The organism is Pleurocapsa sp. FMAR1, from assembly GCF_963665995.1.
In the GTDB taxonomy this organism is placed as follows: Bacteria; Cyanobacteriota; Cyanobacteriia; order Cyanobacteriales; family Xenococcaceae; genus Waterburya.
Genome location: NZ_OY762512.1, coordinates 20,504 through 46,378, shown reverse-complemented (window position 1 = coordinate 46,378; position 25,875 = coordinate 20,504). Strand labels below are relative to the sequence as shown.

Genomic DNA, 25,875 nt, shown 5'->3' with positions numbered 1-25,875 from the left:
TTGAGCGAACTACTTTCATATTCAAGCATCGAGGCAAATGAAATTAAGGGAATTCAAAATTTCGTTAATGATGTAACTGTTGTCGAACTTAAGAATCCACTTAAGAAAGAAACGATCGCCTTAAGAAAAAAATATAATCTTAGAGTGCCAGATGCGATTATTGCCGCAACTGCTTTGAAGCTAGATTGTCCTCTGCTTACCAATGATAAAAAACTATTAAGCGTCTCGGAAATTGAGACTTGTCCTGTACTAACATTAAACCGAAGTTGCTCTACTTTGATTTTATGTTAAAACAGATGAACTAATAGTTATATTTGCGTTATTTTATAGATTATGACCGTATAAATATATCTTCTAAATGAGCTTATTTAATCTGCAAGCACCCTTTGAACCCCAAGGAGATCAGCCCAGTGCGATCGCGCAATTAACGGAGTCATTACAGGCAAATAACCGCTTCCAGACTTTATTAGGGGCAACAGGTACAGGTAAGACTTTTTCGATTGCCAACGTGATTTCTAATGTGCAGAAACCGACTTTAGTTCTGGCACACAATAAAACTTTAGCTGCTCAATTGTGTAACGAGTTGCGCCTGTTTTTTCCTGATAACGCGGTGGAATATTTTGTTAGTTATTATGATTATTATCAGCCAGAGGCATACATTCCCGTTAGCGATACCTATATCGAAAAGACGGCATCTATCAATGATGAGATTGATATGTTGCGTCACTCGGCAACGCGATCGCTTTTTGAACGCAAAGATGTAATTGTCGTCGCCTCGATTAGCTGTATTTACGGTTTGGGAATGCCCGCGGAGTATCTTAAAGCAGCCGTGTCTTTAAAGTTGGGAATGGAAGTAAATCAACGGGAATTATTACGAGATTTAGTTACAGTTCAATATTCTCGTAATGATATTGAACTTGAACGAGGACGATTTCGGGTTAAGGGAGATGTATTAGAAATTGTCCCTGCTTATGAAGATCGCATTATTCGGATTGAGTTTTTTGGCGATGAAATTGAAGCCTTGCGCTATGTCGATCCCGTCTCAGGAGAGATTTTGCAGAGTATGAACGGTGTTAGTATTTATCCTGCCCGTCACTTTGTTACCCCCCAAGAAAGATTAGAAAAGGCTATTCAAGATATAAAGGATGAATTAGAAGCCCGTTTAATTGAGCTTGAGACTGATAATAAACTACTAGAAGCACAGCGATTAGAACAACGGTGCCGTTACGATTTGGAACTATTGCAGGAAGTTGGCTATTGTAATGGTGTAGAAAACTATTCTCGGCATTTAGCAGGAAAAAAACCAGGCGCACCTCCAGAATGTTTAGTGGATTATTTCCCCGATGACTGGTTGCTAGTTATTGATGAGTCTCACGTTAGCGTACCTCAACTACGTGGGATGTATAACGGTGATCAGGCGCGGAAAAAGGTTTTAATCGAGCATGGCTTTAGATTACCTTCGGCTGCGGATAATCGCCCTCTCAAAGCAGATGAATTTTGGGAGAAAGTTAGCCAGTGTATATTTGTTTCGGCTACTCCTGCTAAGTGGGAATTAGAACAGTCAGAAGATCGAGTGGCGCAGCAAATTATTCGCCCTACAGGAGTGATCGATCCTGAGATCTTGGTTCGCCCTACAGAAGGACAAGTCGATGATCTCTTAAGTGAGATTAATGAAAGAGTAGCCAAGAGAGAAAGAGTTTTAATTACTACCCTAACTAAAAAAATGGCGGAGGATCTTAGCGAATATTTTGCCGAACGAAATGTAAAGGTACAGTATTTGCATTCAGAGATTAAATCAATTGAACGCATAGAAATTCTTCAGGCTTTACGTAAAGGTGAGTTTGATGTCTTAATTGGGGTTAACCTGCTGCGGGAAGGCTTAGATTTGCCTGAAGTATCTTTAGTAGCAATTCTCGATGCGGACAAAGAAGGATTTTTGCGTTCAGAAAGTTCGATCATTCAAACCATCGGTAGGGCTGCACGACATATAGAAGGACAGGCGATTTTGTATGCCGACAACTTGACTAATAGTATGGCAAGGGCAATTGAAGAAACAGAAAGACGACGTAATATTCAAGTGGCTTACAATAAACGTCACAATATTACTCCCAAGCCAATTATCAAAAATGAAGAGAATTCGATCCTAGCTTATCTGGATATTTCTCGTCGTTTAAATTCTGAACAACTAGAAGAAGTTTATGAGAAATCTTACGATCTGCCTCTAGAAAAGATTCCCGCTTTGATAGAACAGCTAGAAGCCAAAATGAAACAAGCAGCAAAGGATTTAGAATTTGAGGAGGCTGCTAAGTATCGCGATCGCATTTTAAAACTACGAGATAAATTATTAGGGCGAAGTAAAAATAAGTAATTCGCACAAGAGTACTTTAGAAGAATTTCATAGATTAGAATTAGGTCTTAGCATGGTTTCGCGAGGTAAAAGTAATGAGCTATGAAGACATAATCACTATAGAACCAGGTAAGCGGAGTGGAAAACCCTGTATTCGAGGGATGAGAATTACAGTTTACGACATTCTGGAATATCTAGCAGCAGGTATGTCTCATCAAGAGATTCTTGAGGATTTTCCATATTTAACTGAGGACGACATTCGGGCTTGCCTGAGTTATGCTGCCGACAGAGAAAAAATATTGATGGTCATAAAAGCGTGAAACTGCTTTTCGATCAGAACTTGTCTCCAGTATTGATAAATCACCTGGGAGATCTTTATGCTGGTTCTAATCACGTTTACAATTTAAATCTCGATCGAGTTTCAGATACTGAAGTTTGGGAATATGCGCGAAAAGAAGGTTTTCTAATTGTTACCAAAGATGCAGATTTTAGCGATGTTTGTACACTGAGAGGCTTTCCACCCAAAATTATTTGGATTATACGAGGCAACTGTAAAACAGCTAATATTGAAGCGATTTTGCGAAATCATTACGATGATATTGAGGCATTAAATAACGACCAAACTACTGGTATTCTTACATTATTTTAGTGGCACAAGCTAATCAAGACTTCACTGGACGGACTCAAAACTCTCAATGATATTTACCGCAGCCTAAAAATTGAAAGAAGAGAAGTTGCTAAGTATCGCGATCGCCTGATTGAAATTACGAGATAAATTATTAGGGCGAAGTAGAAATAAGTAAAAAGCACCACAAGGGCATAACATCAAAAGTCAGAAGTAATAATAGATTCGTGACTGATGACGCTTAACTGTTCAACTCGCACCGAAATCAAGCAATTTTTCCAGTTAGCTATTCCTTTAGCCAGCGCACAAGTGGCTCAATCTTTGACAGGATTTTTTGACACGATTATGATGGGCAGACTAGGGGTAGAAACTTTAGCAGGTGGGGGATTAGCTGCTTTAATCTTTTTTGCTATTGCCAATGTTGCTGCGGGAATAGTTATGGCGGTAAGCCCTTTGATTGCTGAAGCCAACGGCGCAGGAAACCAAAGAAGGATTGAGGATCTAACACGACAAGGATTTTGGTTATCTTTACTGCTATCAATACCAATTACGATCGCGATCGCTCATTTCGACTCAATCATGCTGCAATTGGGACAGCCAGAAGCAACCGTTACTCTAGCTAATACCTATCTAGATATTATTCTTTGGGGCGTATTTCCTGTTATCGGCTTTGCTATGCTGCGGGGTATGGTATCTGGACTATCTCATGCTCATCCCGTGATGTATATCGTAGTTGTCGGCACTCTGTTTAATATTATGGGTAACTATGTTTTGGGCTTCGGAAAATTTGGCTTTCCTCGTCTAGAATTGGCAGGATTAGCCCTATCAAGTACCGTAACTCTTTGGGGGATGTTTTTTGCCCTACTAATCTATATTCTCAAACATCCGCAACTGAGAAATTATCAGATTCTCAAGCAGCTACATCACCTAAAACCAAGAATTATCTGGGAATTAGGTAAAATTGGTTTTCCTATTGGGATATTTTTGGCATTAGAAATTGGCTTATTTACGGTTGTAAGTTTCCTTATGGGAACATTGGGAGTAGAAGTGCTGGCTGCACACCAAATTGTCTTTCAAACTATGATCGTAATCTTTATGATTCCTTTAGGAATGTCTTATGCAGCTACAGTTCGAGTCGGACAATGGCTTGGACAAAAAAACTTAGCGGGAATTAAGCGAGCAGGATATCTAAGTATTAGCGCGGGAGCGATATTTGCGATCGCCATAACTATCGTCATGCTTTTGTTTCCTACAGCGATTATTAGCCTATATATCGATATTAACGATCCTGCTAATGCAGAAATTATACGTTTAGCTTTGCCGATGCTGGCGATCGCTACGGTGTCTCAGATATTAGACGCGGTGCAAAAAATTACCTACGGTGCGCTACAAGGACTTCAAGATACTCGCATTCCAGTGCTGCTGAACATTCCCGCTTTTTGGATTATTGGCTTAACTTCAGGCTATCTGCTGGGCTTTTATTTCGATTTGGGTGGTGTCGGCTTGTGGTTAGGGCAGTCGATAGGCGTAGCAGTGGCTGCATTCTTGTTCTTGATTCGTTGGCAACAAAGATTATTGCAGATTTCTCAAATAGGTAGAGTAGACATTTTGCATCAATCGAGCGATCGCTAGTCAATAATATAATTAAAAAATAAAAGCGATCGCCTTTTCAGACTCAAATTATTTAATATTTAAGACAATTGCTATTATTTTCGGATTATCCATAGCCATGTTCAGCTAGGAAAGATAAACTAATTTCTTCTTGCTGATGATGACCAGGTAAACGATGAGAGATTAATCGATCGACATATTTGCCTAAAATATCGCTTTCTAGGTTGACTAAATTGCCCGATCGCAAACAACTTAGATTTGTCTCGGCATAAGTATGAGGAATTACGGCTGCGCTAAACCAACTACCATCAGGGGCGCAATCAGCTATGGTAAGACTAATACCGTTGACGGCAATACTGCCTTTAGAAACTAGATAGCGTCCTATTCTCTCTTGCCATTGTTCACTCATGCCTGTGGGCATACCAAAGCGAATTTTCCAGGAGGTGGCAGTAGAAACTGATTCTATAAAGCAACCGATACCGTCAATGTGTCCTGTAACGAAGTGTCCGCCAATTTTGCTGCCCATACGCAGAGAGGTTTCTAGGTTAACGTATTTAGAAGCGTTCTCGCGATCGCCCAAAGTTGTTCTCTCTAAAGTTTCAGGGGATGCCGTAGCAATAAAGCCCCGATCTAAAATTGTTTCTACTGTTAGACATACCCCATCGACAGCGACGCTATCGCCAATTGCCAAATCTGAAATAATTGACTTATAAGCGTTCTGGGCAATTGAAACCTCGAAGGAATCTTGGCTGTGGCTCTCAATTGAGCCTAATGACTGTACTAAACCTGTAAACATTATAATTATGTGTAAATCTGTAACTTTAAATAACTTAACTATTATTTTTTCTTGAATACTACAGGCAACAGAAAAAAACTAAGGCATACTGTGATTAAACATTAACATTTAAGACTTTCTGTTCTAGTTTTTTTTTCCTGAATAGGGTTGAAAGAGTCTTAAAACATATCTAAAGTATTAAGAGTAGATACATTTAAATTTCTTATCTATTTTTCTTAGCTATTAACTCCTGCCGATCTACTACCTCAGAGGACAAAACCATGATTGAAATGAAAGTTACAGGCATTGTTTTAAATGCTGCTAGTCGCAGTCCTATGATTCTGCTCAAGGACAGTTCAGAGCGTAGAGCGTTACCAATTTTTATTGGACAAGCCCAAGCTGAGGCAATTATTGAGGCTTTAGAAGGACATCGCCCATCTCGTCCTCTGACTCATGATTTATTTGCCAACATCTTAAATGACTGTAACGTCAAATTAGACAAAGTAATTATTCATTCTCTTACCGATGACATTTTTTATGCAGTGCTTTGCATTGAGTTTAATGGAATCAAAAAAGAAATTGATTGTCGTCCTAGTGATGCTGTGGCGATCGCTCTTCGTACCAATAGTCCTATTTGGGTATTAGAAGAAGTTATTGCCGATGCTTCTATTCCCGTGGATACTGATGCGGATGATGCCGAAAGACAAGCTTTTAGAAAGTTTATTTCTAGCCTAAGTCCCGATCAACTTATTAAAAAGGGTGGTTATGAAGAAAAACATTAGTTTGATATCGCTTCGCTCAAGTAGCAAGTAGCGAGTCATATTTATGCGACAGCGATGGTTTGGTAAAACTAAGCTTAATTTATCGGTGTTTTCTTTGGGGACAATGCGTTTGGCTTCTCCCCAAACCAGCCGTCAAACTGTCGCCCGTGCAGTTGCGCTGGGGATTAATCATCTAGAAACTGCAAAGGGATACGGTCAGAGCGAAGCATACCTGGGTCAAGCATTACAAGATTTAGCTATTCCTCGTGAGCAAATTTATCTCACCACCAAGTTATCTCCCACTACGGACAAAGAAAAAATTAAGCTGGAGATCGATGAGTCATTAGCCAGGCTGCAAGTCGATTATATAGACTGTCTGGCAATTCACGGTATTAACACCTGGGAACATTTAGAATGGGCAATAAAGCCCAATGGTTGTCTAGCAGCGATACAGACGGCAATTAAACAGGGAAAAATTAGACATTTAGGCTTTTCGACTCATGGCAGTTTAGACTTGATTTTGGCAGCAATCGAAACTGATTTATTTGAGTTTGTTAACCTGCACTACTATTATTTCTTTCAAAGGAATGCCAAAGCGATCGCCTTGGCTGCTGCCAAGGACATGGGCATATTCATTATTTCTCCTGCTGATAAAGGGGGTAAGTTATATACTCCTCCTCAAAAGTTAGCCGAGCTATGTTCTCCCTTTACTGCTTTAGAATTAAACTATCGTTTTTTATTAAGCGATCGCCGTATTACAACCCTGAGCGTTGGTGCTGCTACTCCAGAAGAATTAGTTACCCCTCTGCAAGTTGCTGATGCCGATTATTCTTTAACGAAGGAAGAAAAAGCAGTATTCAGCAAGCTAGAACGAGAGTTAGAAACTACTTTAGCTACAGATCTTTGTCGTCAGTGTTATCAATGTCTACCCTGTCCTGAAACAATTAATATTCCTGAGATCTTGAGACTGCGTAATCTAACTACTGCTTACGATATGCAGGACTATGGGCAATACCGTTACCGAATGCTAGAAAATGCGGGACATTGGTTTCCAGGTAAAAAGGGCAATAACTGTACCGACTGTGGTGATTGTTTGCCTCGTTGTCCAGAACAATTAGATATTCCTAGATTATTGCGTGATACTCATCAACAGTTGAAAGGTAAAGAGCGTCGCCGTTTGTGGTCAGAATAGTTAAGGAGAATAATTGAAAGTTTCCCAGGATTGATGAATTTAGAGAGGTTTAGTGTAACAAGTTTGAGTTCTCCAACCCATTTAGATAGATGATTAAAAACAATTCGCTAAGGTTAAAGTCAGGGTTTAAGTTTACGGAAGGGGTCTGGGGAGGGTCGTCACGTCCCCAGCAGGACGGCGCTTATAAAGGGGCGAATGCATTCGCCCCACAGCACCTTGGGTCTGGGGGAAAGTTCCCCCAGGAATAAATATGGTTTTTACAGATAAATCTAATTGTAAAAGAGTAAGAATAAGACTTTTTTAATTCACATCGAGCGTAAAACTTAACTTGGTAGACTAAAGTTAAAAATAATAAAGACACTATAAATAAACCATGCCCTCTGTAAATAAAGCCAAGGATGTTCAGGTATTTCCCATTGCTGCGAATACCCGCGTATTGCGATCGCGTACTTGGGAGCGTCTTAAGTTTGAAATTGAATACGCTCTGCAAAAAGGAACTACTGCTAATTCCTATCTAATTGAAGGGGATAAAACGGCTTTGTTCGATCCGCCAGGGGAATCTTTTACCACTATTTTTCTTGATGCTCTACAGGCAAGAATTGACCCGAAAACAATTGATTATGTGATTTTAGGGCATATCAACCCAAATCGCGCCAGCACCCTCAAGGCTTTATTAAAAATTGCTCCCCAAATTACGATTGTCTGTTCCAATCCAGGTGCAGTATCTCTGCGTAAAATTTGGGCAGAACAAGAATTAAAGTTGAAAGTCATCAAAGGGGAGGAGACTTTAGATCTTGGTCAAGGGCATATTTTAGAATTTATTCCTACCCAAAATCCTCGTTATCCCGACCATCTTTGTACTTACGATCGCATAACGGAGGTTCTTTATACTGATAAGCTGTTTGGCTGTCATGTATGTGGCGAGCGCATTTTTGACGAAGGTTGGGCAGTAGATTTAGAAGATCGCCGTTATTACTTTGATTGTCTAATGGCTCCCCATGCTCGTCAAGTTATTGCTAGCTTAGATAAAATTGCCGATAAACCTGCCCGTGTCTATGCTACTGCCCACGGTTCATTAGTTAGATATAGTCTAATTGAATTGACAGAAGATTATCGTACCTGGGCGCAACAGCAAAACGAACTAGAACTAAACGTGGCTTTAATCTATGCTTCTGCTTATGGTAACACTGCTACTATTGCTGGTGCGATCGCCAGAGGCATTACTAAAGCGGGAGTAGCGGTAGAATCGATTAATGCCGAATCCGCCAAAGCAGAGGAAATAAAATCGGCGGTAGACAAGTCTGCGGGCTTTATTATGGGTTCGCCTACCTTGGGAGGTCATGCTCCTACTCAAATACAGTCAGCTTTAGGAATTGTACTGGCTAATGCCGCCAAAACTCAGCTAGCAGGAGCATTTGGTTCTTTTGGCTGGAGTGGCGAAGCTGTAGACTTATTAGAAACCAAATTTCGTAACGCTGGTTACAGGTTCGGTTTTGAACCTATTCGCGTTAAATTTACCCCTACCGATGCCGTGTTAAAAACCTGTGAAGAAGCAGGAACAGATTTTGCTCAAGCTCTAAAAAAAGCCAAACGCGATCGCCAAAAAGTCAGAAAAGCTCAGGGAATTACCGCCGATGTCGATCGTACAGAGCAAGCGGTAGGTAGGCTGGTAGGTTCAATGTGTATTGTCACTACCAAAAAATCAGAAGTGTCGGGAGCAATGTTAGCTTCTTGGGTATCTCAAGCCACCTTTAATCCTCCTGGTTTAACCGTCGCTGTAGCCAAAGAAAGAGCGATCGAGTCTTTACTGTATACGGGCAACAACTTTGTCCTAAATGTTTTACCTGAAGGAAAACACATTAGCTTAATGAAACACTTCCTCAAGCCTTTTGCTCCAGGTGAAGATCGTTTTGAAGGGGTAGCCACACAAGAAGCCACCAATGGCTGTCCTATCTTAAGCGATACTCTGGCTTATGTAGAGTGTCAGGTTGCTAATCGTATGGAATGCGGAGATCATTGGTTAATTTATGCTGTTGCCGAACAAGGAAAAGTATTCCAGTCTGATGCTGTAACAGCAATTCATCACCGTAAATCAGGAACTCATTATTAACTTAATGTAAATTGGCTTTGTTTAAATTTATGGCTAAAAGCTATCAGCTATTAGCTTTTAGTTAAGCTACCTCAACAGACTAATCTTGTTAACCCAAACTCACGTTAAGTAGATGGCAAACTCTAAACGGGTAAACCTTCTATAGTATTGGCAAGAAATTCGGTACGACAAGCATGACGTTGAATTTTACCGCTAGAGGTTTTAGGTAGACTACCAGGCTTGAGCAAAAGGGTAGTGTATACCTGTAAGTCGTGATTTTTAGAAATCTCTCGTCGAATGATTTGGATTAAATCTTTAACATTAATCATTTCGTTGGCGGAAGAACTACCATTTGAAGCAGTTTTAACAGAGCGATTGCTACTCCAGTAACGACGCTCAACCTCAGCTAAAACAATAAGTTTCTCTTCTCCTTGAATATTGACGGAAAAACTAGCAACGCAGCTTGGTCTTATCCAAGAGTTGGTATCTTCAACGGTTTTTTCTATGTCTTGGGGATAGTGATTGCGACCTTTGATCACAATCATATCCTTGAGACGACCAGTAAAAAATAATTCCCCTCGATCGATAAAGCCTAAATCACCTGTACGTAAGAAAGGTCCTTCTTTAGTATCTTGAAGATAGGCTGCAAAAGTTTCTTTAGTTATTTGGGGTTGTCGCCAATAGCCTTGGGCAATACTAGAGCCAGATACCCAAATTTCGCCTACTTCTCCTGGCTGACAGCTAACCATAGTTTCAGGATTGGCGATCGCAATTTTTTGATCGTTTAAACCCATCCCACAGCTTACTAAAGTATGGGGGTGAGGTTCGTTCATATCGGCAAGCACAATTTGATTTTGTTCTAAAGCTTTTCCCTGCACGGTTTTGGTGACTACTGCTGCGTTTTTTGAACCACCTGAGATAATTAAAGTGGCTTCTGCCATGCCATAGCAGGGATAAAAAGCAGAATATTTAAAACCATAGGGTGCAAAAGTAGCGGCGAATTTATTGAGAGTTTCATGATTGATTGGCTCTGCACCATTAAATGCTACTTGCCAACTACTAAGATCCAAGTCCGTTAGCTGTTCTGGTTTAAATTTGCGTACACAAAGATCGTAGGCAAAATTAGGACCGCCACTAGTGGTAGCTTTACAGCGAGAAATTGCCTTGAGCCAACGTAGAGGATTTTGTAAAAACATCAACGGCGACATTAAGGTCACAGGAAAATCGCCATAAAGAGGCTGGAGAATACCGCCAATTAGACCCATATCATGATACGGAGGTAGCCAAATTACCCCGTTGCTTTCAGGAGAGTGCCTAAAGCAGCGATGGATTGCCTCCATGTTGTGTAGCAAGTTTCGATAAGCAATCTTGACCCCTTTCGGTTCTGCCGTTGAACCAGAGGTATATTGTAAAAAGGCGATACTATCTTCAGAAATGTTTGGTTCGCGCCAATTTTGCCCCAAATCATTGTTGATTGTATCTGTCGCGATCCAGTGTAAGCTTTGTAGCTCTGTGGTATTTTCTAATTGACGCTGAAGACCGTATAGTGTTTCGGTATTGGTCAACGCCAGATTAGTCTGGGCATTTTGCAAAATATTATGAATGCGGTTTAAGGAGCGGTTAGGTCTGGGGGGATAAGCGGGAATAGCAATTACTCCAGCATAAAGGCAACCAAAAAAAGCAGTAATATAGTCTAAGCTAGAGGGGTATAGCAATAAAACCCGATCTTGAGGAGAACATACAGATTGAAGATAGGCAGCGATCGCTTTTGCCTTCTTTTCTAACTGACCATAGGTAAGGCTAGCTTCTTCTGTTTCGCCATCAATCAAGTAATTATATACAGTTTGATGAGGCTTTTCGTCAGCCTGATTACGGAGGATATCGACTAGGGTAGCTGCTTTAATTTTATTTCTTAAACCACTCATTCACTTTTGATTGTTTAAAATCAATTTACACCATATCTTATTTATTCAAAATGCGAGTATATGTTACTCAAAGGGTAATTTTGTCAGATAATAATATAAATTCTTCCACAGCTTACATCAATCAAAAGCAGATCCGAGTACAGATGTGACACCTTGATAATAGTCTGATTAATAATTACTGATTGCTAATGATCTCTCAAGAATTACGCGAAATTCTTATTGCCAAAATTAAAAGTTCCCCAAAACAACAAATCACTTTTGCTGAATATATGGCGTTGGCTTTATATCATCAGCAGTATGGTTACTACAATTCGGGAACAGTAACCATCGGTGCCCAAGGAGATTTTTTTACATCCTCTTCTCTGGGCAAAGATTTTGGCGAGTTATTGGCAATTCAATTTAAGCAGATGTGGACAAATTTAGGCTGTCCCGATCCTTTTTATCTCGTGGAAATGGGCGCAGGTAATGGTGAACTTGCTCAGGATATTCTGCTTTATCTGCAAGAAAGTGAAGCTGATTTAACTAAGACTTTAAAATATATTATTGTCGAAGAATCCACTGCCTTAACTAGAGTACAGCAAAAACGTTTGGCTGAAAATAAATTTACTCAACTTAGTTGGCAAAATTGGTCAGATATCAGCAGTGAGAGTATTACGGGGTGCTTTTTTGCCAATGAATTAGTAGATGCTTTTCCCGTACATCGAATAACCAAAAGTCAAAATCGGTTACAGGAAGTATATTTAAGCTTAGAGCAAGATCGACTAAGCGAAACTATTGATTCTCTCTCTACAGCCAGATTAGCTGAATATCTAGATTTAGTAAATATTGATTTACTAGAACCACAATACCCCCAGGATTACTATACCGAAATCAATCTTCAGGCTCTTGACTGGCTAAAAACAATAGCAGCTAAACTAAAACGAGGATATATCTTGACTGTGGACTATGGCTATACCGCAGATAAATATTATCGCCCTGCCCGTAGCCAAGGAACTCTTCAATGTTATTATCAACATCGTCGTCACAACAATCCCTACGCTAATTTAGGTCATCAAGACATTACGGCTCATGTAGATTTTACTGCCTTGCAACGCCAAGGAGAGTTATGTAATCTAAAAACTTTAGGCTTTACTCAACAGGGATTATTTTTGATGGCTTTAGGTCTGGGCGATCGCCTAAATGACCTTTCTAGCGGTAAATATGAGATCACAGAAATATTTAAACGCCGTGATGCTCTACATCAATTAATCGATCCTACAGGTTTGGGTGGATTTGGAGTATTAATTCAGGGTAAAAATTTAAAGGACGAGCGATCGCTTCAAGGTCTAACCATGCCACCAATGTTATAAATCATCAATTCTGTTAAGTACATGGACAGAAAGAACTACAGTTAATTATTACTGACTTCTGACTTCTGACCTCTGACCTCTGACCTCTAACTTTGAGCATCAACCTTGAATTTAATTTTGTCCAACTACTTACTGAGGAGTAGCTTTAGTTACCGAACCGTTATTCAGTCCCATAGTAAAAGTTAAAGGCGTATCAGGATAAGCTTTGACTACCTGTCGATAAACATCATAATTAGTTGGTAAATTCAATCTTTCTCCATCTTGGTCAAACTTGACTCGATATTCGACCTCTCGCAGTCGTTCAGGTTTGCCAATTTTATCAGTGGGTCTTTTTTGTTTTGCTTCTATTTCATCAAGAGTAGGCTTAGGAGGTTCTTTGGGCCACCAAATGCCTTTGTCATCTTGATATACTGCGCCGTCTGGCTTTTCTCCGTTACGGTTAACTAAAGAAACCGATTCAAACTCCTCAATTTTAGATTGCTTATCCCCCGATGGATCGTTAGAGTAGTTTACTGCCCAAGTAATTTTAGATGTGGCGGTTGCCTCATATTGATCTGATTGTTGTGTTCCGCAGCTATTGAGAGCGATCGCAAAACCTAAAGTAGCCGTAGCTAAGGAAATTCTCTGGAAATTTCGTCGAGAAAAGAGTTTGGATGTACTTATCATAAGTATTTTTAAAATATCTACGAGTATATACCGTGATGATCATGTTTCATTGATGCCTAAAAGCGATCGCAACAGAGAATTAACCGACTGTTGTGCCTTAACTAGAGGCTGTTGCTGATTGAGAAATACGCGGGCGCAATTGCGTCCTGGCATCCCCGAAATCGATCCTCCTGGGTGAGTTCCTGCCCCTGTAAGATAAAGGTTTTTAATTGGGGTAGTATAGTTGGCAATTTCTGGCAGAGGACGTAAGAAGATCATTTGATCCAAGGTCATATCTAAATGATAATAATTGCCCTTGTATGAACCTAATCTTTCTCCCAACTCGGCGGGACTTTCTACCCGACGGGCAATGATTGAATCTTTGATATTAGGGGCATAGTCGGCAAGCTTATCAATAACGTTATCGGCGACTTGGTTTTTTAGTTCATCTGTCCAGCCAGTGCCGTATAAACCAGTATTTTCCTTGCCAGCTATTTGATAGGGCGCAAAAAATTCAATCCAAAGGGTATGCTTCCCTTCTGGGGCGAGGGTAGGATCTAAAACAGAGGGAATATCTAGATACATCGACGGGTTGGCATCAGGAATTTGTCCCATGGTGGCTAAAGAGTGTGCCTGTTCAACATGGGCTACGGAGTCGGCAATTAACACAGTACCGATTAAATGCTCATTGTTATCGTCCTGATATGCTGTAAACTTGGGAGCTTCGGATAAAGCACAGTCGATTTTGAGTATGGTTTCGTTGTTGTTGGTAATACGGCGATCGACTTTTTCTCTTAAATCTGGCTTAACTGCATCTCGATCGATTAGCTGTAAAAACAGCCGACGGACATCAATATTAGAAATTACGGCTTTATTAGCTCGATATTCCTTGCCCCCAGCTACTCTTACCCCAACAGCGCGGTTATCTTCGACGATCACTTCTTTGACCATTTGTTCGGTTAATATTTTGCCACCTTTAGCGGTGACTAACCTAACTAAAGCCTGGGTTAATGCTCCTGTGCCACCTTGAGGGCGAGCCATGCCTGGGTGATGACGCATCGCCAACATCATTAAACCTGCGGTAATGCCTTTTTGGGAAGGCGGTGCGCCAATTTCGGCTGCCAACCTAGCCAGGGGAGCTTTGACAAGTTCAGTATCAAAGTATTCATTGAGCAGATCCTCTGGAGCGGTAATCATGGTGCGGATAAAGTTTAACGCCTTATCTTTAGAGCCTGCGATCGCCAAAATATCTGCTAGATTTTTGCCTTTATAGCCTTTAGCAATACCGAAGATAGACTGAGGTGGAGCATTAAAAAAAGGCGCGATCGCACTCATTAATTTTGACCAATAACCAATAAACTCAACGTATTTAGCTGCATCTCGTTCGCTGTAACGGGCGATCGCTGCTTGAGTTTTAGCTAAATCTTGATGTGCCAAAAAGTATTTACCGTCTGGGTGGGGACAAAAAGTATGAGGATCGCAGCTAAGATACTTCAAGCCATATTTATTTAGCTGCAATTCTTCAATAATAGGACCAAGAAAAATAAACTCATGGTCAATAGCACATAGATTAAACTTAAATCCTGGAGCTTCTTCGGGAATTGCTTCTTCGGTAGTTGCTGCCCCTCCAGGTACAGGACGCTTCTCTAACAACAGGACGCTGTAACCAGCATTTAGTAGGTATGCAGCACAGACTAATCCATTATGACCAGCACCAATGGCGATCGCATCATACGCTTCCATTAAATTTATAATTCCTTTTTTGTCTAAATTATCTCTTGATTACTTATTATCAAGGTAACAAAGAATAATCTAGACAATTAATTTGCAATGCTAATAGAAAAAGCTTAGAGATAAATATGCCATTTTGCGTATTGCATATTAAGTTTTTCTCTGTTATAAATTCGATTATTTTGTTATACTTACTTTTGTCTTGACAAGATTAAACTACTTTTAATATATGAATTCTATTGTTCAAATAATTGAACCTATAGGTATTTTTGACGGCACCAAAGCAGCAGATTTTCAATACCAAATTGACCAAAGTGTAGAAAGTGGTGTACACACTATTCTAGTTGACTTTAAGGAAGTCACGTTTATGGATAGTTCTGGTTTAGGAGCTTTGGTAAAAGCTTTGAAGACTTTACAAGCTGCTGATGTCAGTCTTTTTATATGCTCAATTAATGAACAAATTAAGATTTTGTTTGAATTAACTAGTATGGATAAATACTTTGCTATTTTAGATAGTCGTGAAGAATTTACCAAACAGTTGAATAAATCGGCATGATACAGAACAAGATTATGAAATCTTAATGTAAACTAAAAAGCAATTCTGTTTTTTCTTAGTAGCTAAGTAACTCAAGTTTCCTCTGTAGATAATAGCCCAAAACTAATAAAGCAGTATCTGATCTTGATATTAGAGAATAATCGTTACCTTTTAAATCTGCTAGATAACCACAAGCCCTTCTAGATCCTACATAAAGATCGAATCCTGGGGTTTTATCGTTTTCAATTAATTTGTAGATTTCACCAGCATCATTTAGCTTACGACTCCAAGTTTCACTAGAGTCTTGGCATTCACGGTCAAGCCGCACCGAAACCCATGCACTCAATATAAAAGTCACCACTAATTCACATTAGACGTATCATCGAAACGAATTTACGTTTTTACGTCAAATAACTAATCTTTAGCCTTTTTAGCATAACTTTGCACTGTATTACTAAGCAGCATTGCTACCGTCATCGGACCTATTCCTCCAGGAACAGGAGTTATATAGCTGGCTAGTTCTGCAACCTCAGCAAAAGCCACATCACCTACTAACTTTGATTTTCCCTCTTTTTCTACTCGGTTAATACCCACATCAATAACTATTGCACCAGGTTTGATCATGTCGCGGGTAATCATTTCTGGTCTGCCTGCTGCTGCAACCAAAATATCTGCTTCACGACATACTGCACCCAAGTCTGAGGTATAAGAGTGAGCAATAGTAACAGTGGCGTTTGCTTCTAAGAGCATTAAAGCCACTGGCTTACCGACTAAAATACTCCTGCCTATCACTACAGCTTTTTTGCCCGCAGGATTGAGATCATATTCTTTTAAAATCTTCATCACCCCCGCAGGAGTGCAGCTACGTAAACCAGACTCTGAACGCACCAGCTTACCCAAATTCACCTCATGTAAACCATCAGCATCTTTATCAGGATCTATACAGCGCAGTAAAGCAATAGAGTCTAAATGCTTTGGTAAAGGAAGCTGCACCAAAATACCGTCTACTCGCTCATCTTGGTTTAATTGAGCAATTACCTGTTCTAATTCTGCTTGGGTAGCATTGCCAGTAAAATGCTGACCCATGGTCGCAATCCCCACTTTTTGACAGGCTTTTTCTTTATTACGAACATAAACAGCACTAGCAGGATTGTCTCCCACCATCAATACTGCTAAACCTGGAGGACGACCAATTTTTGGCTGGAACTGGTCAATTTTGATTTTTAATTCTGACAGAATTTTTTTGGCTAAGGCTTTACCATCTAGCAGACGAGGGTTTGAGGCAGACATAGGCTAATTTTAAAATTAAATAAAAATCAAAAAAGTTAAGCTGGAATTTGATGGCGAGGGGTGCTTCCGTTTAGGAAGCATACCCAATCGCCATGTTGATTATCTGTATGGATGAGAAAAAATGTTAGTTGACAATTTAAGACCTAAATTAATTGCAGATAGATTCAAGCAGATTAGCCTTGGGATTATATTGCTAGGTAGCTTAATTGGTTGTCAAGCATCATTGATTTCTGTTCAAAAAATTTCCGCGAAGAAAATAGGCAAAACCGTACTTCTGACGGGAAAAGTGGTACATTTGGCTCCTTTGATCGATCAAACTGCCTACCAAATAGAAGATGCCACTGGTAAAGTCTGGGTCGTTACGTCTCAAACTCCCCCAAAGATAAATCAGCTAATCAGCATCAAAGGGAAAATTAATTATCAAAGTTTACCATTTGCCAAACAAGAATTAGGAGACTTTTATGTGGTTGAATTAGAACAGCTGAAGCCTCCAAGCAGCGATCGCCAATAGTATATGCCATAATTATAAATTATCAATCAACTAAGTTTTATGAGCGATCGCTCTGTTCAGCATCTAATACCAATAGCGATCGCGATAATTCATCAAGACGGGAAGTATTTGATGCAGTTGCGAGACAACATTCCTAGTATTATTTATCCAGGGGTATGGGGACTATTTGGAGGTCATATAGAACCAGGAGAAAATCCAGAAGCAGGACTAAGAAGAGAATTAATCGAAGAGATTAACTATCCCGTTGAGCAATTAACCAAGTTTAATTCTTATAATGACAACAAATACGCGCGTTATGTTTTTTCTTGTCACCTCTGTGTCACAATAGATAATTTAGAACTTAACGAAGGGGATGATTTTGGTTTATTGACTTTGGCAGAGATAAAAAATGGTTTCGGGTATTCGCCAAAAAATAAAGAATTCAGAGCTTTAGGGGATCTCCCGCGCCAAATTATACTTGATTTTATTGCCGCCTAATCTTAAGTTAGGCATATCTAATCTACTATTTTCAGTCTGTAACAACAGCAAGATGCTATACCTACATATCAGAGCAGTAATTTGAAGTTATTTTGGCATCGTATAAAAAGACTTCAGTTATACTGATGTAAATAGGTTAGTCTGATTTTAAAATCTTAGTCATCTATCAACACTATTTTTACTATTTCTGCCAAATAACTGAGATACTATTTTATCGAAAGTTTAGAAACTCATCTTCCAGGGTAACTTATCAAAATCATCCTTCTTACTTTAGCTAGCTCATGAACTATTCTTCTAAGCGTTTTGGTTTTATTTTAAGCTCACTAAGATTTAAAAAACATTGTTCAAGAACTATTACATTAGGCGTTGCTTTGACAACAGCTTCTTTGTTAATACCCCAAAATACTGCACCTGTAGCCGCCGCTTTAGAAAATAGCCCTAAAACTGTTGTTGATGAAGTATGGCAGATTATCAATAGCGAATATGTAGATCCTGACTTTAACCATATTGACTGGAAAATTCAGCGTCAACAATTATTAAAAAATAAATATAGTGATAATAAAGCTGCATATCAGGCTATTCGTAAATCTCTCAAAGATTTGGGCGATCCCTACACCAGATTTTTAGATCCAGAGGAATACGCAGAACTAACTAGCCAAACTTCAGGAGAATTATCAGGTATTGGTATTCGTTTGGGAACGGACAAAAAAACTAATAAGCTAGTTGTGGTTGAACCTATTCCAAATTCACCAGCAAGCAGAGCGGGATTAAAAGCAGGAGACTATATACAAAGCATTAATGGCAAGCCGACAAAATCAATGTCGTTAGAACAAGCTTCGGCAGAAATCAAGGGTGAAGTCGGTACCCAAGTAAAATTAACCATAGCTCGTCCAGAAAAGCCAACTTTTGATGTAGCCATTGCCAGAGCGCAAATTGAACTTCCTTCGGTTAGCTACGCTCTTAATCAAGAACGAAACTCCAAAGTAGGGTATATCAAGCTAGATGAATTTAGCTCCCACGCAGCAGAACAAATGCAGAAAGCGATCCAAGATTTAAGTTCTAAGCAAGCCTCTGGCTTTGTCTTAGATCTGCGGGGAAATCCAGGAGGCTTACTGTTTTCTGGTGTAGAAATTGCCCGTTTGTGGATGGAAAAAGGAGCAATTGTTTCTACCATAGATCGCAAAGGTGGTAACGATAAATTTGCAGCTAATGGTAAAGCATTAACTGATTTGCCTTTAGTAGTGCTAGTTGATGGCTACTCTGCCAGTGCCAGCGAGATTTTAGCAGGAGCTTTAAAACAAAATCATCGAGCCAAGCTTGTAGGTAGTCGCACTTATGGTAAGGGTACAGTACAGTCAGTTCATTCTCTTTCCGATGGTTCTGGTTTAGCAGTGACTATTGCTCACTACTATCCTCCCAATGGTGTAGACATCAATAAAAAAGGTATTGCTCCAAATATTACAGTGGATTTAAATCGTCAGCAGCAAACTGATTTAAGTATTAATCCCAGCTTGATTGGTACAGACGCAGATCCTCAATATTCAAGAGCAGTAGCAATTTTACAAAATGAGTTTATTAGCAAAACTAAAAACGCTGCTCCTGTTGCTAGTCCTAAGTAAGGTAACTCTAGAAAATAAAATATCAAACTCTTAGATGCGGAGGTCACGCCCTTTTTCCATAAGGATAAACGGACAAGTCCTTCGCGATTATATGCCTAAGTGCGCCTGTAATTTTGTCTCTAAATAGAAATACCGATTCCCTTATCTAGAAACTCAGTTACGGTCTTATCTGATAAATCATGAGTTGCCATTGCCTGTAAAATTGACATAGGAACGGTGAGGTGATGCGCTCCTGCTTGCAGGGTCGCAGCAGCTTCTTCAGGAGACTTAAGGCTAGCTGCCAGAATTTCCGTATTGCTGTGTTTGAGTAGATCAGACATTTCTCTGACCAGTGCTAAACCATCTCCTAAAAGCCTGGTGGCACGGTTTACGTAGGCGATCGCACTATCTAAACAATCAAATTCTGATAAAAATTCTAGCTTGGGTGCTAGTCTATCTAAAGCAAATAGATCGCTGCGTTTAAAACGTTTAACAGTACCGATAATAGGACGTAAATAATCGGCAATAATCCTCTCTTCGGGATTCATTAAACTTTTACGAGCAAGAGCGATCGCATCTGGTGGATATTGACGACGCTTCATTGCCATGGCAAAGGCGACAGTGATTTCTTTGTTAGATGCTCCAGATGAAACTTCTAAAACATCATAAGGATTAGGTGTTGGCGATTGTTTATTCATGATTTTGGTTTTCTCCTTAATAAATTCCCAACTGACTGTAAACAGGTCTAAATGCTGGTTCGTGTGGGCAAAGTTCATCTGTTGATAGTTCAAACTACCGCTCTTTGAGCTTTCTAAAATAATATCAACACAAACTTCAGCAACTCTAAAGCGAACTTTTTCATGACGCGATCTTTTTGCTATTTGAACACCTTCTTTGAATTCTTGTTGCATAGCACGATTTATTTTTTCTAGCTCTAGTTGAATTTCGACTGTTTCAATTAGATTGAGGATAGTATTATTTTTGCGGTCAATATCCTGTACTTTTTTTAGTTCATCTAATCCTTGCTGGAGACTAATTTTTTTGTCATCTAGCTTTTGAGCAAGTTGTATAGCTTGTTGTTCGGCAAAATACGAAAACGCTCATAATAGCCAGGAAGAATAAACAATTGCTGCTTAACTCTTATGCCACAATTATTCTGCTGCATTAAAGATAATGTCACCATGTCTCGACGATAAACATCTCGTAGTTTTAAATACTTATCAATATCCTCATCTTTAACAGCATTGATCGTATTTTCTAATACTTGCTTTAGTTTGGCGGAAACATCTTTGATATCTATAGAGTTGCTTCCCAACCAGGGAACATTTTGTAAGCTAGGATCTGAGTCTATATTGGCTAAAGCTGTTAACCAAGCAATTACAAAATAGCCTAACTTGTTTGAATCTATCTGAGAAAGATAATAGCTAGCGATCGCCCAGTTATGTAGAGAATCAATATTCTGTTGTTCCAACCAAATTTGTTCGGTTTTTACGACTATTTCTTGCCAGTTTTGAGTTTGCCAAATTTGACGTTCTAAAAGAGGCTGAATATGATTTTCTAAATTATGTTTTGCTGTGGTTTCTGAGCCAAACTTATTAATAAATTCTAAACTAAGTGTTTTAGCTATCTCGAAATTGTTATTATCAACTGCTGACTCAATTTCTTTTATTTTTAATAAGCGATCGCTTAGGGAATGCTCGCCAAGACACTTTATCGTTTTCTAAATCGTTGGAGAATCATCTAGGTGCTATCTGGTACTTTGTACATTACTATAATGCTTCATTACCTCTTTGACACTACCTAGATTTTTTATCTTAGTTTTTCTTGGTGAAAACGCCTCTAATAAATCAATTTTTTCACTGTATGAATTAATTCTTCTCGATCTATTGGATTAGGAATATAAACATCAGCACCCTGCTATTTTGCCGCAGAATTTATCCATTTCCGTACCCTTGGTAGAACAAAGAATAATCGGTATTTTACTAGTATTTTTCGAGGTTTCGAGTTGGCGAAAAATCTCAAAACTGCTACGTCTTGGTAGAACGATATCTAAGACAATTAAATCAGGACAATTATGCTCAATTTTTTCTAATGCTTTTTCTCCACTCAAAGCAACGGATATATTAATTTCAACTTCTTTTAAACACCCTGTAATAATCGAGCTCTCCGTAGCCGAGTCATCAACAATCAATGTATATCCCATAATAATTGTTATTCCCAGTTATTAATAATTTTGAGCGGTTGTCGTTTCCTACTTTTAAATTCAAAAGATTAATTTTTTTGTGGACAATACATATAGTTCCCTTTAATAGAATCAAATTAACAATAAGTAAAAACTGCTTAATATTTTCTTTTGCCAAACAGCAAGCTTCTTGCTGAAGAAATATTGTTCGCTTAATTTTTCTTCTGGACTACATATTTATTAATAGTTTCTAAAACCTGTTCTGGTTGAGCAGGTTTAGCCAAAAAATCTGTTGAGCCTACCATTTTGGCTCTAACTCGATCGACAATGCCATCATTACCTGTAAGAATGACGATGGGAGTGCTTTTAAAAAAAGACAGTTGGCGTAGCTGGGAACAAATTTCATAGCCGTTAGTATTTGGCATGACTAGATCTAAAAAAATCAAATCTGGTTTACGACTGAGCAAAACCGCGATCGCTCTCAAGCCATCCATTTCCTGCACAAATTGGTATCCAGCCTCGGTAATAATGCTCTCCATTATTTTACAGACAACTGGACTGTCATCAATACAGGCAATGGTTACACGACGAGGAGTTTTTGTTTTAAATAGTTGTTGAGCAACTGGCGTAGATACAGGAGGCGCAATATCGTCAATTTCACCTAGCTGCACTAGACCTAGCTGAATATATGGCAGCAATGAGCGAGTTACGGTAACTACGTCTCGCTTCATCCGCACACTTAGATCCCGCAGACTTTGTTGACCATCCAACAAGTGAGTCAGATTTTGATAAACTTGGGCAGAAGTTCTTTTTTGTAAGGCTTCTGGCTGACGAATAATGGGAGCCATATCAGGACGGTCTGCTATCTTAGCATCTTGCCAAGCTGAATACAGCTTGTTTGCTTCTTTGATAACTTGTTCGGCATCGATCAAAATTAACCTATTGGTTAGTAAATTGTCTTCGATTGATTTACAAGTCACATCCATTGCTTGGGTCACATCAAACAAAATTTCAATTACCGTAGCCGTAATTGCTTTTGTAGCCTGATCGCGACTGATTTTGTTTTGATCGATCCAAACTGATAAAAGCTGATATTCCCAAGAAATTCTAGATTCTTCTTGGGCAATATTAGCTAGAGCTAACTGAATTTCTTCGACATGAGCTAATCTTTCTGGACAATAAGCAACAACGTGTCTTCTCCATCTTCTAACGGGATGTATCCCGCCGCTAGCGTATACAATACGCCCTAAATACAGATAAAATACCCAAGTACGATTTTGAGTATCGGAGATGACTAACTGACCGCTAAACCGAGATTCTTTGAGAGACTCAAAAAGTTCAATTTGTTTAGTAGCCGTAAAGTGTTGAATATGAGTTTGAGTATAACCAGCTTCAGTTTTGGCAGTCGTCATTATAAACTTCCTCGTATAAAGTAATCGCAGTTTACTAACAAAATGCTGCTCAACATTATTGCGGTTGAAATAAGGACTTTTTAGTAAATATTTAGGTGTAGTTACTTTTCATCAAATAGTGATAAAAAACCTATGTTGCGATCTGAAATTAAATTAAGCTAATCTCAATTCTATAGTTCCCCAAAATTCAGGTAATGCTATCAAATTTATCAATATTTTTTCTTCGGACGCTGATGTTACGCAGCTAAATGAGATTTCAATATGTTTCCGTAATTAAGGCGTAACATCCGTAAATATATAATTCTAGGGTTGCTCAGAAACATTTGCCTTTATTGATCGTCAAAACTATATAAAGCGCAAAATAAACAATTTGCACTATTGGTATTTTAAATCGCTAATCTTGTAGAATCTCAGAAAATAAATACAGTGTCACTACAATTTATGAACTCTTCAAACAATCATTTAAAATCATTGGTTTCTTTGGCTAGCATTCCTAGCTTGGCATTAGTTTTTTGGAGTAGTGCCAGCAATGCCAATGCCCTACCTGTAAAAAATCTAGACTTCAACAGCATTCAGCAGTTACGTCAGGTTATTAGCCAAACTAAAGAACCGCCAGAAGTAATAATTAATCAACCCAACAGTCCTAGTTCTCCTCCTTCTACTTCTATCAGCAGTGCTGATACTAGATTTACCTGCCAATTAGTTAATAATGAATATACGGTAATGTACTCCCCTGAAAGCCAACCCAACCAAGCATATCCTTGGGCAATTCCTAGTGAATTAGGTGGTGGTTGGACTCCTAAAAAACGTTGTGACGCTATCACCAGCCGTTTTGAAACCTATCGTCAAGATGGACTTCTAGAGTTGTCGACTGGCGTTGAAAATGGCTACGATACTATCTGTGTGACAACTCAACTAGATCCTACTGACTGCCGTCTAATTTTGACTGTTCCCCCTGGACAAGATCCTAAGTTGACTCGCGATCTAATTTTTGACAACTTATTAGTTGCTGATGATGGTCAACAAACCCAGGGTGTTTATACCTTTGGCGATGGTCAATCTGGGGGAAATATTTTAGATGAAGTGGGTAAGGTCATTGGTGGTAATTCTGGTAACAATGGCAGCCGTCGTTCACCTAAAAATATTAATCTTAAACCCTTTCTTGATCCTGCTGATGGTGGTACAGGACAGCGACTAACCAAAAGTAGCTCTGTGCCTGCTCGTCCTAATAATTCCGATCGCAAACCAGCTATTTTTAAGTAAGAAGTAATAAATAGGTAAGAGATAATATTGCCTTTTGCCTATTTAGACCCGCAGCATTTTAGTATTATTACGTAGATAAACATTTTCCTGTCTTAGTAGCTGGTTTTCACACTGTAGAGAATTAAGCTTTCTTTGAGCTTTTTTAAACAAGTTCTGACAAGTTTGTAGACTTTTATTCTGACGATCGCTTTGTTGCTTGGCGGCACGCTCTTGAATAAACTGGGCAATCAACCAGCGATATTTTAATTTTAATTCGTGAAGACCTTTATTTAATTCAGATTGTAGATGATTAATTTCGCGATCGCAATTTTCTAACTGTTGGCTCAATCTAGCTATTTTTCTGTTCTATTTCTGCTTCTTTTTGCAGTAGTAAAAGCTTCTAAGTCTTGCTGAATTTGAGAAACTCTTGTGAGTTTTTGGTTAAGTTATCGATAAAGCAAACGCATTTTGACCAAGAATTTTTGGTTATAAAGTCATATTGTTTGTTTTCAAAAATAGGGGAAGACAGTTTAAGTTCTTGAAGATGTTTAACTTCTTCCAAAGCGTAAGTTTTGGCTTTAATAATTTTCAGCAAAATTCTCTGGACACGTATAAATATCCAAGGTCGAAATAAGCTCTAAGTTTTTACCTTCTCGGATAGAAGCTAATCGTTCTAAATCAGTTTGTGATAGCCCTAGATCTAAACAGCGTTGATATTCTGCTTCTAAAATTGCTAAAGAAGAATTTAACTTAACTTTTACTATTTATGCAATTTGATATTGTTTTAGCCTTCGTTGCAGGTCTACATATTTCATTAGTTGCGTTTTGGTTGGTTATCATAACTAAGACCTTAAATATTAGGTATGACTTTAAAACCTGATTTTGCTCAAGGGTATTTATATCTAAATCCTATTTGAGTAGGTAGCTTTTGCTTTTCTAAGTAATTGTTCTAGAATAATGAGCAACACAGGGACTTCCCCAAGCAACTTTTCTAGCAGGAATGCTCTTCATGACGCTGCTTCTTGCTCCAATAACGCTATTAGAACCGATATTTATGCCCGCAGTAATAAAACAGTCGGTAGCTACCCAAACACCATTACCAATTGTGATGGGTGCGGTAATAAGAGCAAATGATTTGTCTTGGATGTCGTGACTACCAGTACAAAGATAAGATTTTTGGGAAATGACACAGTGAGAGCCGACTATAATCCGATCTACGCTGTAAAATACAACGTCATCGCCAACCCAACTATAATCACCGATTTCTACTTTCCAAGGATAAGTAAAACGAGCGGTAGGGCGAATTACTACACCTTTGCCTATTTTTGCCCCAAAAAGACGCAATAAAAAGCAGCGAAAATTGTTTAAATTATGAAGACTTAGAGGAAAAGCGATCGCCTGAACTAGCCACCATAGTATTACAACCCAGGTCGATCTACCCCGCTCAAAGTTAGAAAGGTCATAGGTACGCAGATCGACTAAAGATTTTTCTTCAAGATATAGATCATGCTCTACATTTATTTGGTCATTTTTGCTCATTGGCATACAAAAACATATTCAAATTAAAATTTGCTCTCA

General features: G+C 39.0%; 25 protein-coding genes and 1 pseudogene. 14 read left to right on the top strand and 12 right to left on the bottom strand.

Translation table 11 applies throughout. The features are described 5' to 3' along the window. The 5 genes from SLP02_RS00235 to SLP02_RS00215 all read left to right on the top strand — a co-directional run bounded on the left by SLP02_RS00235 (window position 1) and on the right by SLP02_RS00215 (window position 4,604). A complete protein-coding gene (locus SLP02_RS00235) occupies window positions 1-291 on the top strand; it encodes a PIN domain-containing protein (protein WP_319418652.1) in 291 nt (96 codons plus the stop codon). A gap of 67 nt (window positions 292-358) precedes the next feature. After that, window positions 359-2,368 (top strand): excinuclease ABC subunit UvrB, encoded by a 2,010-nt coding sequence (uvrB, locus tag SLP02_RS00230; RefSeq protein WP_319418651.1) that lies wholly within the window; start codon window positions 359-361, stop codon window positions 2,366-2,368. A gap of 74 nt (window positions 2,369-2,442) precedes the next feature. Continuing rightward, window positions 2,443-2,667 (top strand): DUF433 domain-containing protein, encoded by a 225-nt coding sequence (locus SLP02_RS00225; protein ID WP_319418650.1) that lies wholly within the window; start codon window positions 2,443-2,445, stop codon window positions 2,665-2,667. Continuing rightward, window positions 2,664-2,996: a DUF5615 family PIN-like protein gene (locus SLP02_RS00220; protein ID WP_319418649.1), complete on the top strand. Its 333-nt coding sequence runs from the start codon at window positions 2,664-2,666 to the stop codon at window positions 2,994-2,996. The genes SLP02_RS00225 and SLP02_RS00220 overlap by 4 nt, the downstream gene beginning before the upstream one ends. Before the next feature lie 210 nt (window positions 2,997-3,206). After that, window positions 3,207-4,604: an MATE family efflux transporter gene (locus SLP02_RS00215; RefSeq protein WP_319418648.1), complete on the top strand. Its 1,398-nt coding sequence runs from the start codon at window positions 3,207-3,209 to the stop codon at window positions 4,602-4,604. An 85-nt stretch (window positions 4,605-4,689) separates the two neighbouring features. On the opposite strand, the gene SLP02_RS00210 is transcribed toward SLP02_RS00215, so the two are convergent. Continuing rightward, window positions 4,690-5,379, bottom strand: coding sequence for a riboflavin synthase (locus tag SLP02_RS00210; RefSeq protein WP_319418647.1), 690 nt, complete (start codon window positions 5,377-5,379; stop codon window positions 4,690-4,692). A gap of 260 nt (window positions 5,380-5,639) precedes the next feature. On the opposite strand from SLP02_RS00210, the gene SLP02_RS00205 reads away from it, so the two are divergent. The 3 genes from SLP02_RS00205 (at window position 5,640) to SLP02_RS00195 (ending at window position 9,421) form a co-directional block, all read left to right on the top strand. Further along, on the top strand, window positions 5,640-6,140 hold the full coding sequence (locus SLP02_RS00205; RefSeq protein WP_319418646.1) for a bifunctional nuclease family protein: 501 nt from the start codon (window positions 5,640-5,642) through the stop codon (window positions 6,138-6,140). A 43-nt stretch (window positions 6,141-6,183) separates the two neighbouring features. Then, on the top strand, window positions 6,184-7,311 hold the full coding sequence (locus tag SLP02_RS00200) for an aldo/keto reductase (RefSeq protein ID WP_319418645.1): 1,128 nt from the start codon (window positions 6,184-6,186) through the stop codon (window positions 7,309-7,311). A 373-nt stretch (window positions 7,312-7,684) separates the two neighbouring features. Then, on the top strand, window positions 7,685-9,421 hold the full coding sequence (locus tag SLP02_RS00195; RefSeq protein ID WP_319418644.1) for a diflavin flavoprotein: 1,737 nt from the start codon (window positions 7,685-7,687) through the stop codon (window positions 9,419-9,421). 122 nt (window positions 9,422-9,543) lie between these two features. Here the strand turns inward: SLP02_RS00195 and SLP02_RS00190 are convergent, their stop codons facing one another. Further along, complete coding sequence (locus SLP02_RS00190; RefSeq protein ID WP_319418643.1) at window positions 9,544-11,325, bottom strand: fatty acyl-AMP ligase; 1,782 nt, start codon at window positions 11,323-11,325, stop codon at window positions 9,544-9,546. A gap of 188 nt (window positions 11,326-11,513) precedes the next feature. Between SLP02_RS00190 and SLP02_RS00185 the strand changes: the two genes are divergently transcribed. Beyond that, window positions 11,514-12,674: a class I SAM-dependent methyltransferase gene (locus SLP02_RS00185; protein WP_319418642.1), complete on the top strand. Its 1,161-nt coding sequence runs from the start codon at window positions 11,514-11,516 to the stop codon at window positions 12,672-12,674. Window positions 12,675-12,803: 129 nt separating this feature from the next. On the opposite strand, the gene SLP02_RS00180 is transcribed toward SLP02_RS00185, so the two are convergent. Both SLP02_RS00180 and crtO read right to left on the bottom strand, forming a co-directional pair. Next, window positions 12,804-13,340 carry a hypothetical protein gene (locus SLP02_RS00180; RefSeq protein ID WP_319418641.1) on the bottom strand — a complete coding sequence of 179 codons (537 nt, stop codon included), beginning with the start codon at window positions 13,338-13,340 and terminating at the stop codon, window positions 12,804-12,806. A gap of 39 nt (window positions 13,341-13,379) precedes the next feature. Then, complete coding sequence (gene crtO / locus SLP02_RS00175; RefSeq protein ID WP_319418640.1) at window positions 13,380-15,062, bottom strand: beta-carotene ketolase CrtO; 1,683 nt, start codon at window positions 15,060-15,062, stop codon at window positions 13,380-13,382. Between the two features lie 217 nt (window positions 15,063-15,279). Between crtO and SLP02_RS00170 the strand changes: the two genes are divergently transcribed. Next, window positions 15,280-15,606 carry an STAS domain-containing protein gene (locus SLP02_RS00170; RefSeq protein ID WP_319418639.1) on the top strand — a complete coding sequence of 109 codons (327 nt, stop codon included), beginning with the start codon at window positions 15,280-15,282 and terminating at the stop codon, window positions 15,604-15,606. 55 nt (window positions 15,607-15,661) lie between these two features. Here SLP02_RS00170 and SLP02_RS00165 read toward each other — a convergent pair whose 3' ends face one another. Then, a complete protein-coding gene (locus SLP02_RS00165; protein WP_319418638.1) occupies window positions 15,662-15,943 on the bottom strand; it encodes a hypothetical protein in 282 nt (93 codons plus the stop codon). Window positions 15,944-15,999: 56 nt separating this feature from the next. Next, window positions 16,000-16,875 carry a bifunctional methylenetetrahydrofolate dehydrogenase/methenyltetrahydrofolate cyclohydrolase FolD gene (gene folD / locus SLP02_RS00160; RefSeq protein WP_319418637.1) on the bottom strand — a complete coding sequence of 292 codons (876 nt, stop codon included), beginning with the start codon at window positions 16,873-16,875 and terminating at the stop codon, window positions 16,000-16,002. A gap of 121 nt (window positions 16,876-16,996) precedes the next feature. Here folD and SLP02_RS00155 point away from each other — a divergent pair, with 121 nt between their 5' ends. The 3 genes from SLP02_RS00155 (at window position 16,997) to ctpB (ending at window position 19,482) form a co-directional block, all read left to right on the top strand. Continuing rightward, on the top strand, window positions 16,997-17,386 hold the full coding sequence (locus tag SLP02_RS00155; protein ID WP_319418636.1) for a hypothetical protein: 390 nt from the start codon (window positions 16,997-16,999) through the stop codon (window positions 17,384-17,386). Window positions 17,387-17,425: 39 nt separating this feature from the next. Beyond that, window positions 17,426-17,863, top strand: coding sequence for an NUDIX hydrolase (locus SLP02_RS00150; RefSeq protein ID WP_319418635.1), 438 nt, complete (start codon window positions 17,426-17,428; stop codon window positions 17,861-17,863). A 281-nt stretch (window positions 17,864-18,144) separates the two neighbouring features. Then, a complete protein-coding gene (gene ctpB / locus SLP02_RS00145; RefSeq protein WP_319418634.1) occupies window positions 18,145-19,482 on the top strand; it encodes a carboxyl-terminal processing protease CtpB in 1,338 nt (445 codons plus the stop codon). A 119-nt stretch (window positions 19,483-19,601) separates the two neighbouring features. On the opposite strand, the gene SLP02_RS00140 is transcribed toward ctpB, so the two are convergent. The 4 genes and pseudogenes from SLP02_RS00140 to SLP02_RS00125 all read right to left on the bottom strand — a co-directional run bounded on the left by SLP02_RS00140 (window position 19,602) and on the right by SLP02_RS00125 (window position 23,055). Continuing rightward, a complete protein-coding gene (locus SLP02_RS00140; RefSeq protein WP_413467296.1) occupies window positions 19,602-20,159 on the bottom strand; it encodes a transaldolase family protein in 558 nt (185 codons plus the stop codon). Between the two features lie 350 nt (window positions 20,160-20,509). Then, window positions 20,510-20,932 carry a hypothetical protein gene (locus tag SLP02_RS00135; RefSeq protein WP_319418632.1) on the bottom strand — a complete coding sequence of 141 codons (423 nt, stop codon included), beginning with the start codon at window positions 20,930-20,932 and terminating at the stop codon, window positions 20,510-20,512. Window positions 20,933-21,300: 368 nt separating this feature from the next. Beyond that, a pseudogene (locus SLP02_RS00130) lies at window positions 21,301-21,664 on the bottom strand (response regulator transcription factor). 191 nt (window positions 21,665-21,855) lie between these two features. Further along, a complete protein-coding gene (locus tag SLP02_RS00125) occupies window positions 21,856-23,055 on the bottom strand; it encodes a response regulator (protein ID WP_319418630.1) in 1,200 nt (399 codons plus the stop codon). A gap of 441 nt (window positions 23,056-23,496) precedes the next feature. On the opposite strand from SLP02_RS00125, the gene SLP02_RS00120 reads away from it, so the two are divergent. Continuing rightward, the gene (locus tag SLP02_RS00120; protein ID WP_319418629.1) at window positions 23,497-24,318 is read left to right on the top strand and encodes a COP23 domain-containing protein; all 822 of its coding nucleotides are present in this window, start codon (window positions 23,497-23,499) and stop codon (window positions 24,316-24,318) included. Window positions 24,319-24,360: 42 nt separating this feature from the next. On the opposite strand, the gene SLP02_RS00115 is transcribed toward SLP02_RS00120, so the two are convergent. Together SLP02_RS00115 and hpsU are read right to left on the bottom strand one after the other, a co-directional pair. After that, the gene (locus tag SLP02_RS00115; RefSeq protein WP_319418628.1) at window positions 24,361-24,645 is read right to left on the bottom strand and encodes a hypothetical protein; all 285 of its coding nucleotides are present in this window, start codon (window positions 24,643-24,645) and stop codon (window positions 24,361-24,363) included. 588 nt (window positions 24,646-25,233) lie between these two features. Beyond that, window positions 25,234-25,836: a hormogonium polysaccharide biosynthesis acetyltransferase HpsU gene (hpsU, locus tag SLP02_RS00110; RefSeq protein ID WP_319418627.1), complete on the bottom strand. Its 603-nt coding sequence runs from the start codon at window positions 25,834-25,836 to the stop codon at window positions 25,234-25,236. Window positions 25,837-25,875 lie beyond the last annotated feature (39 nt).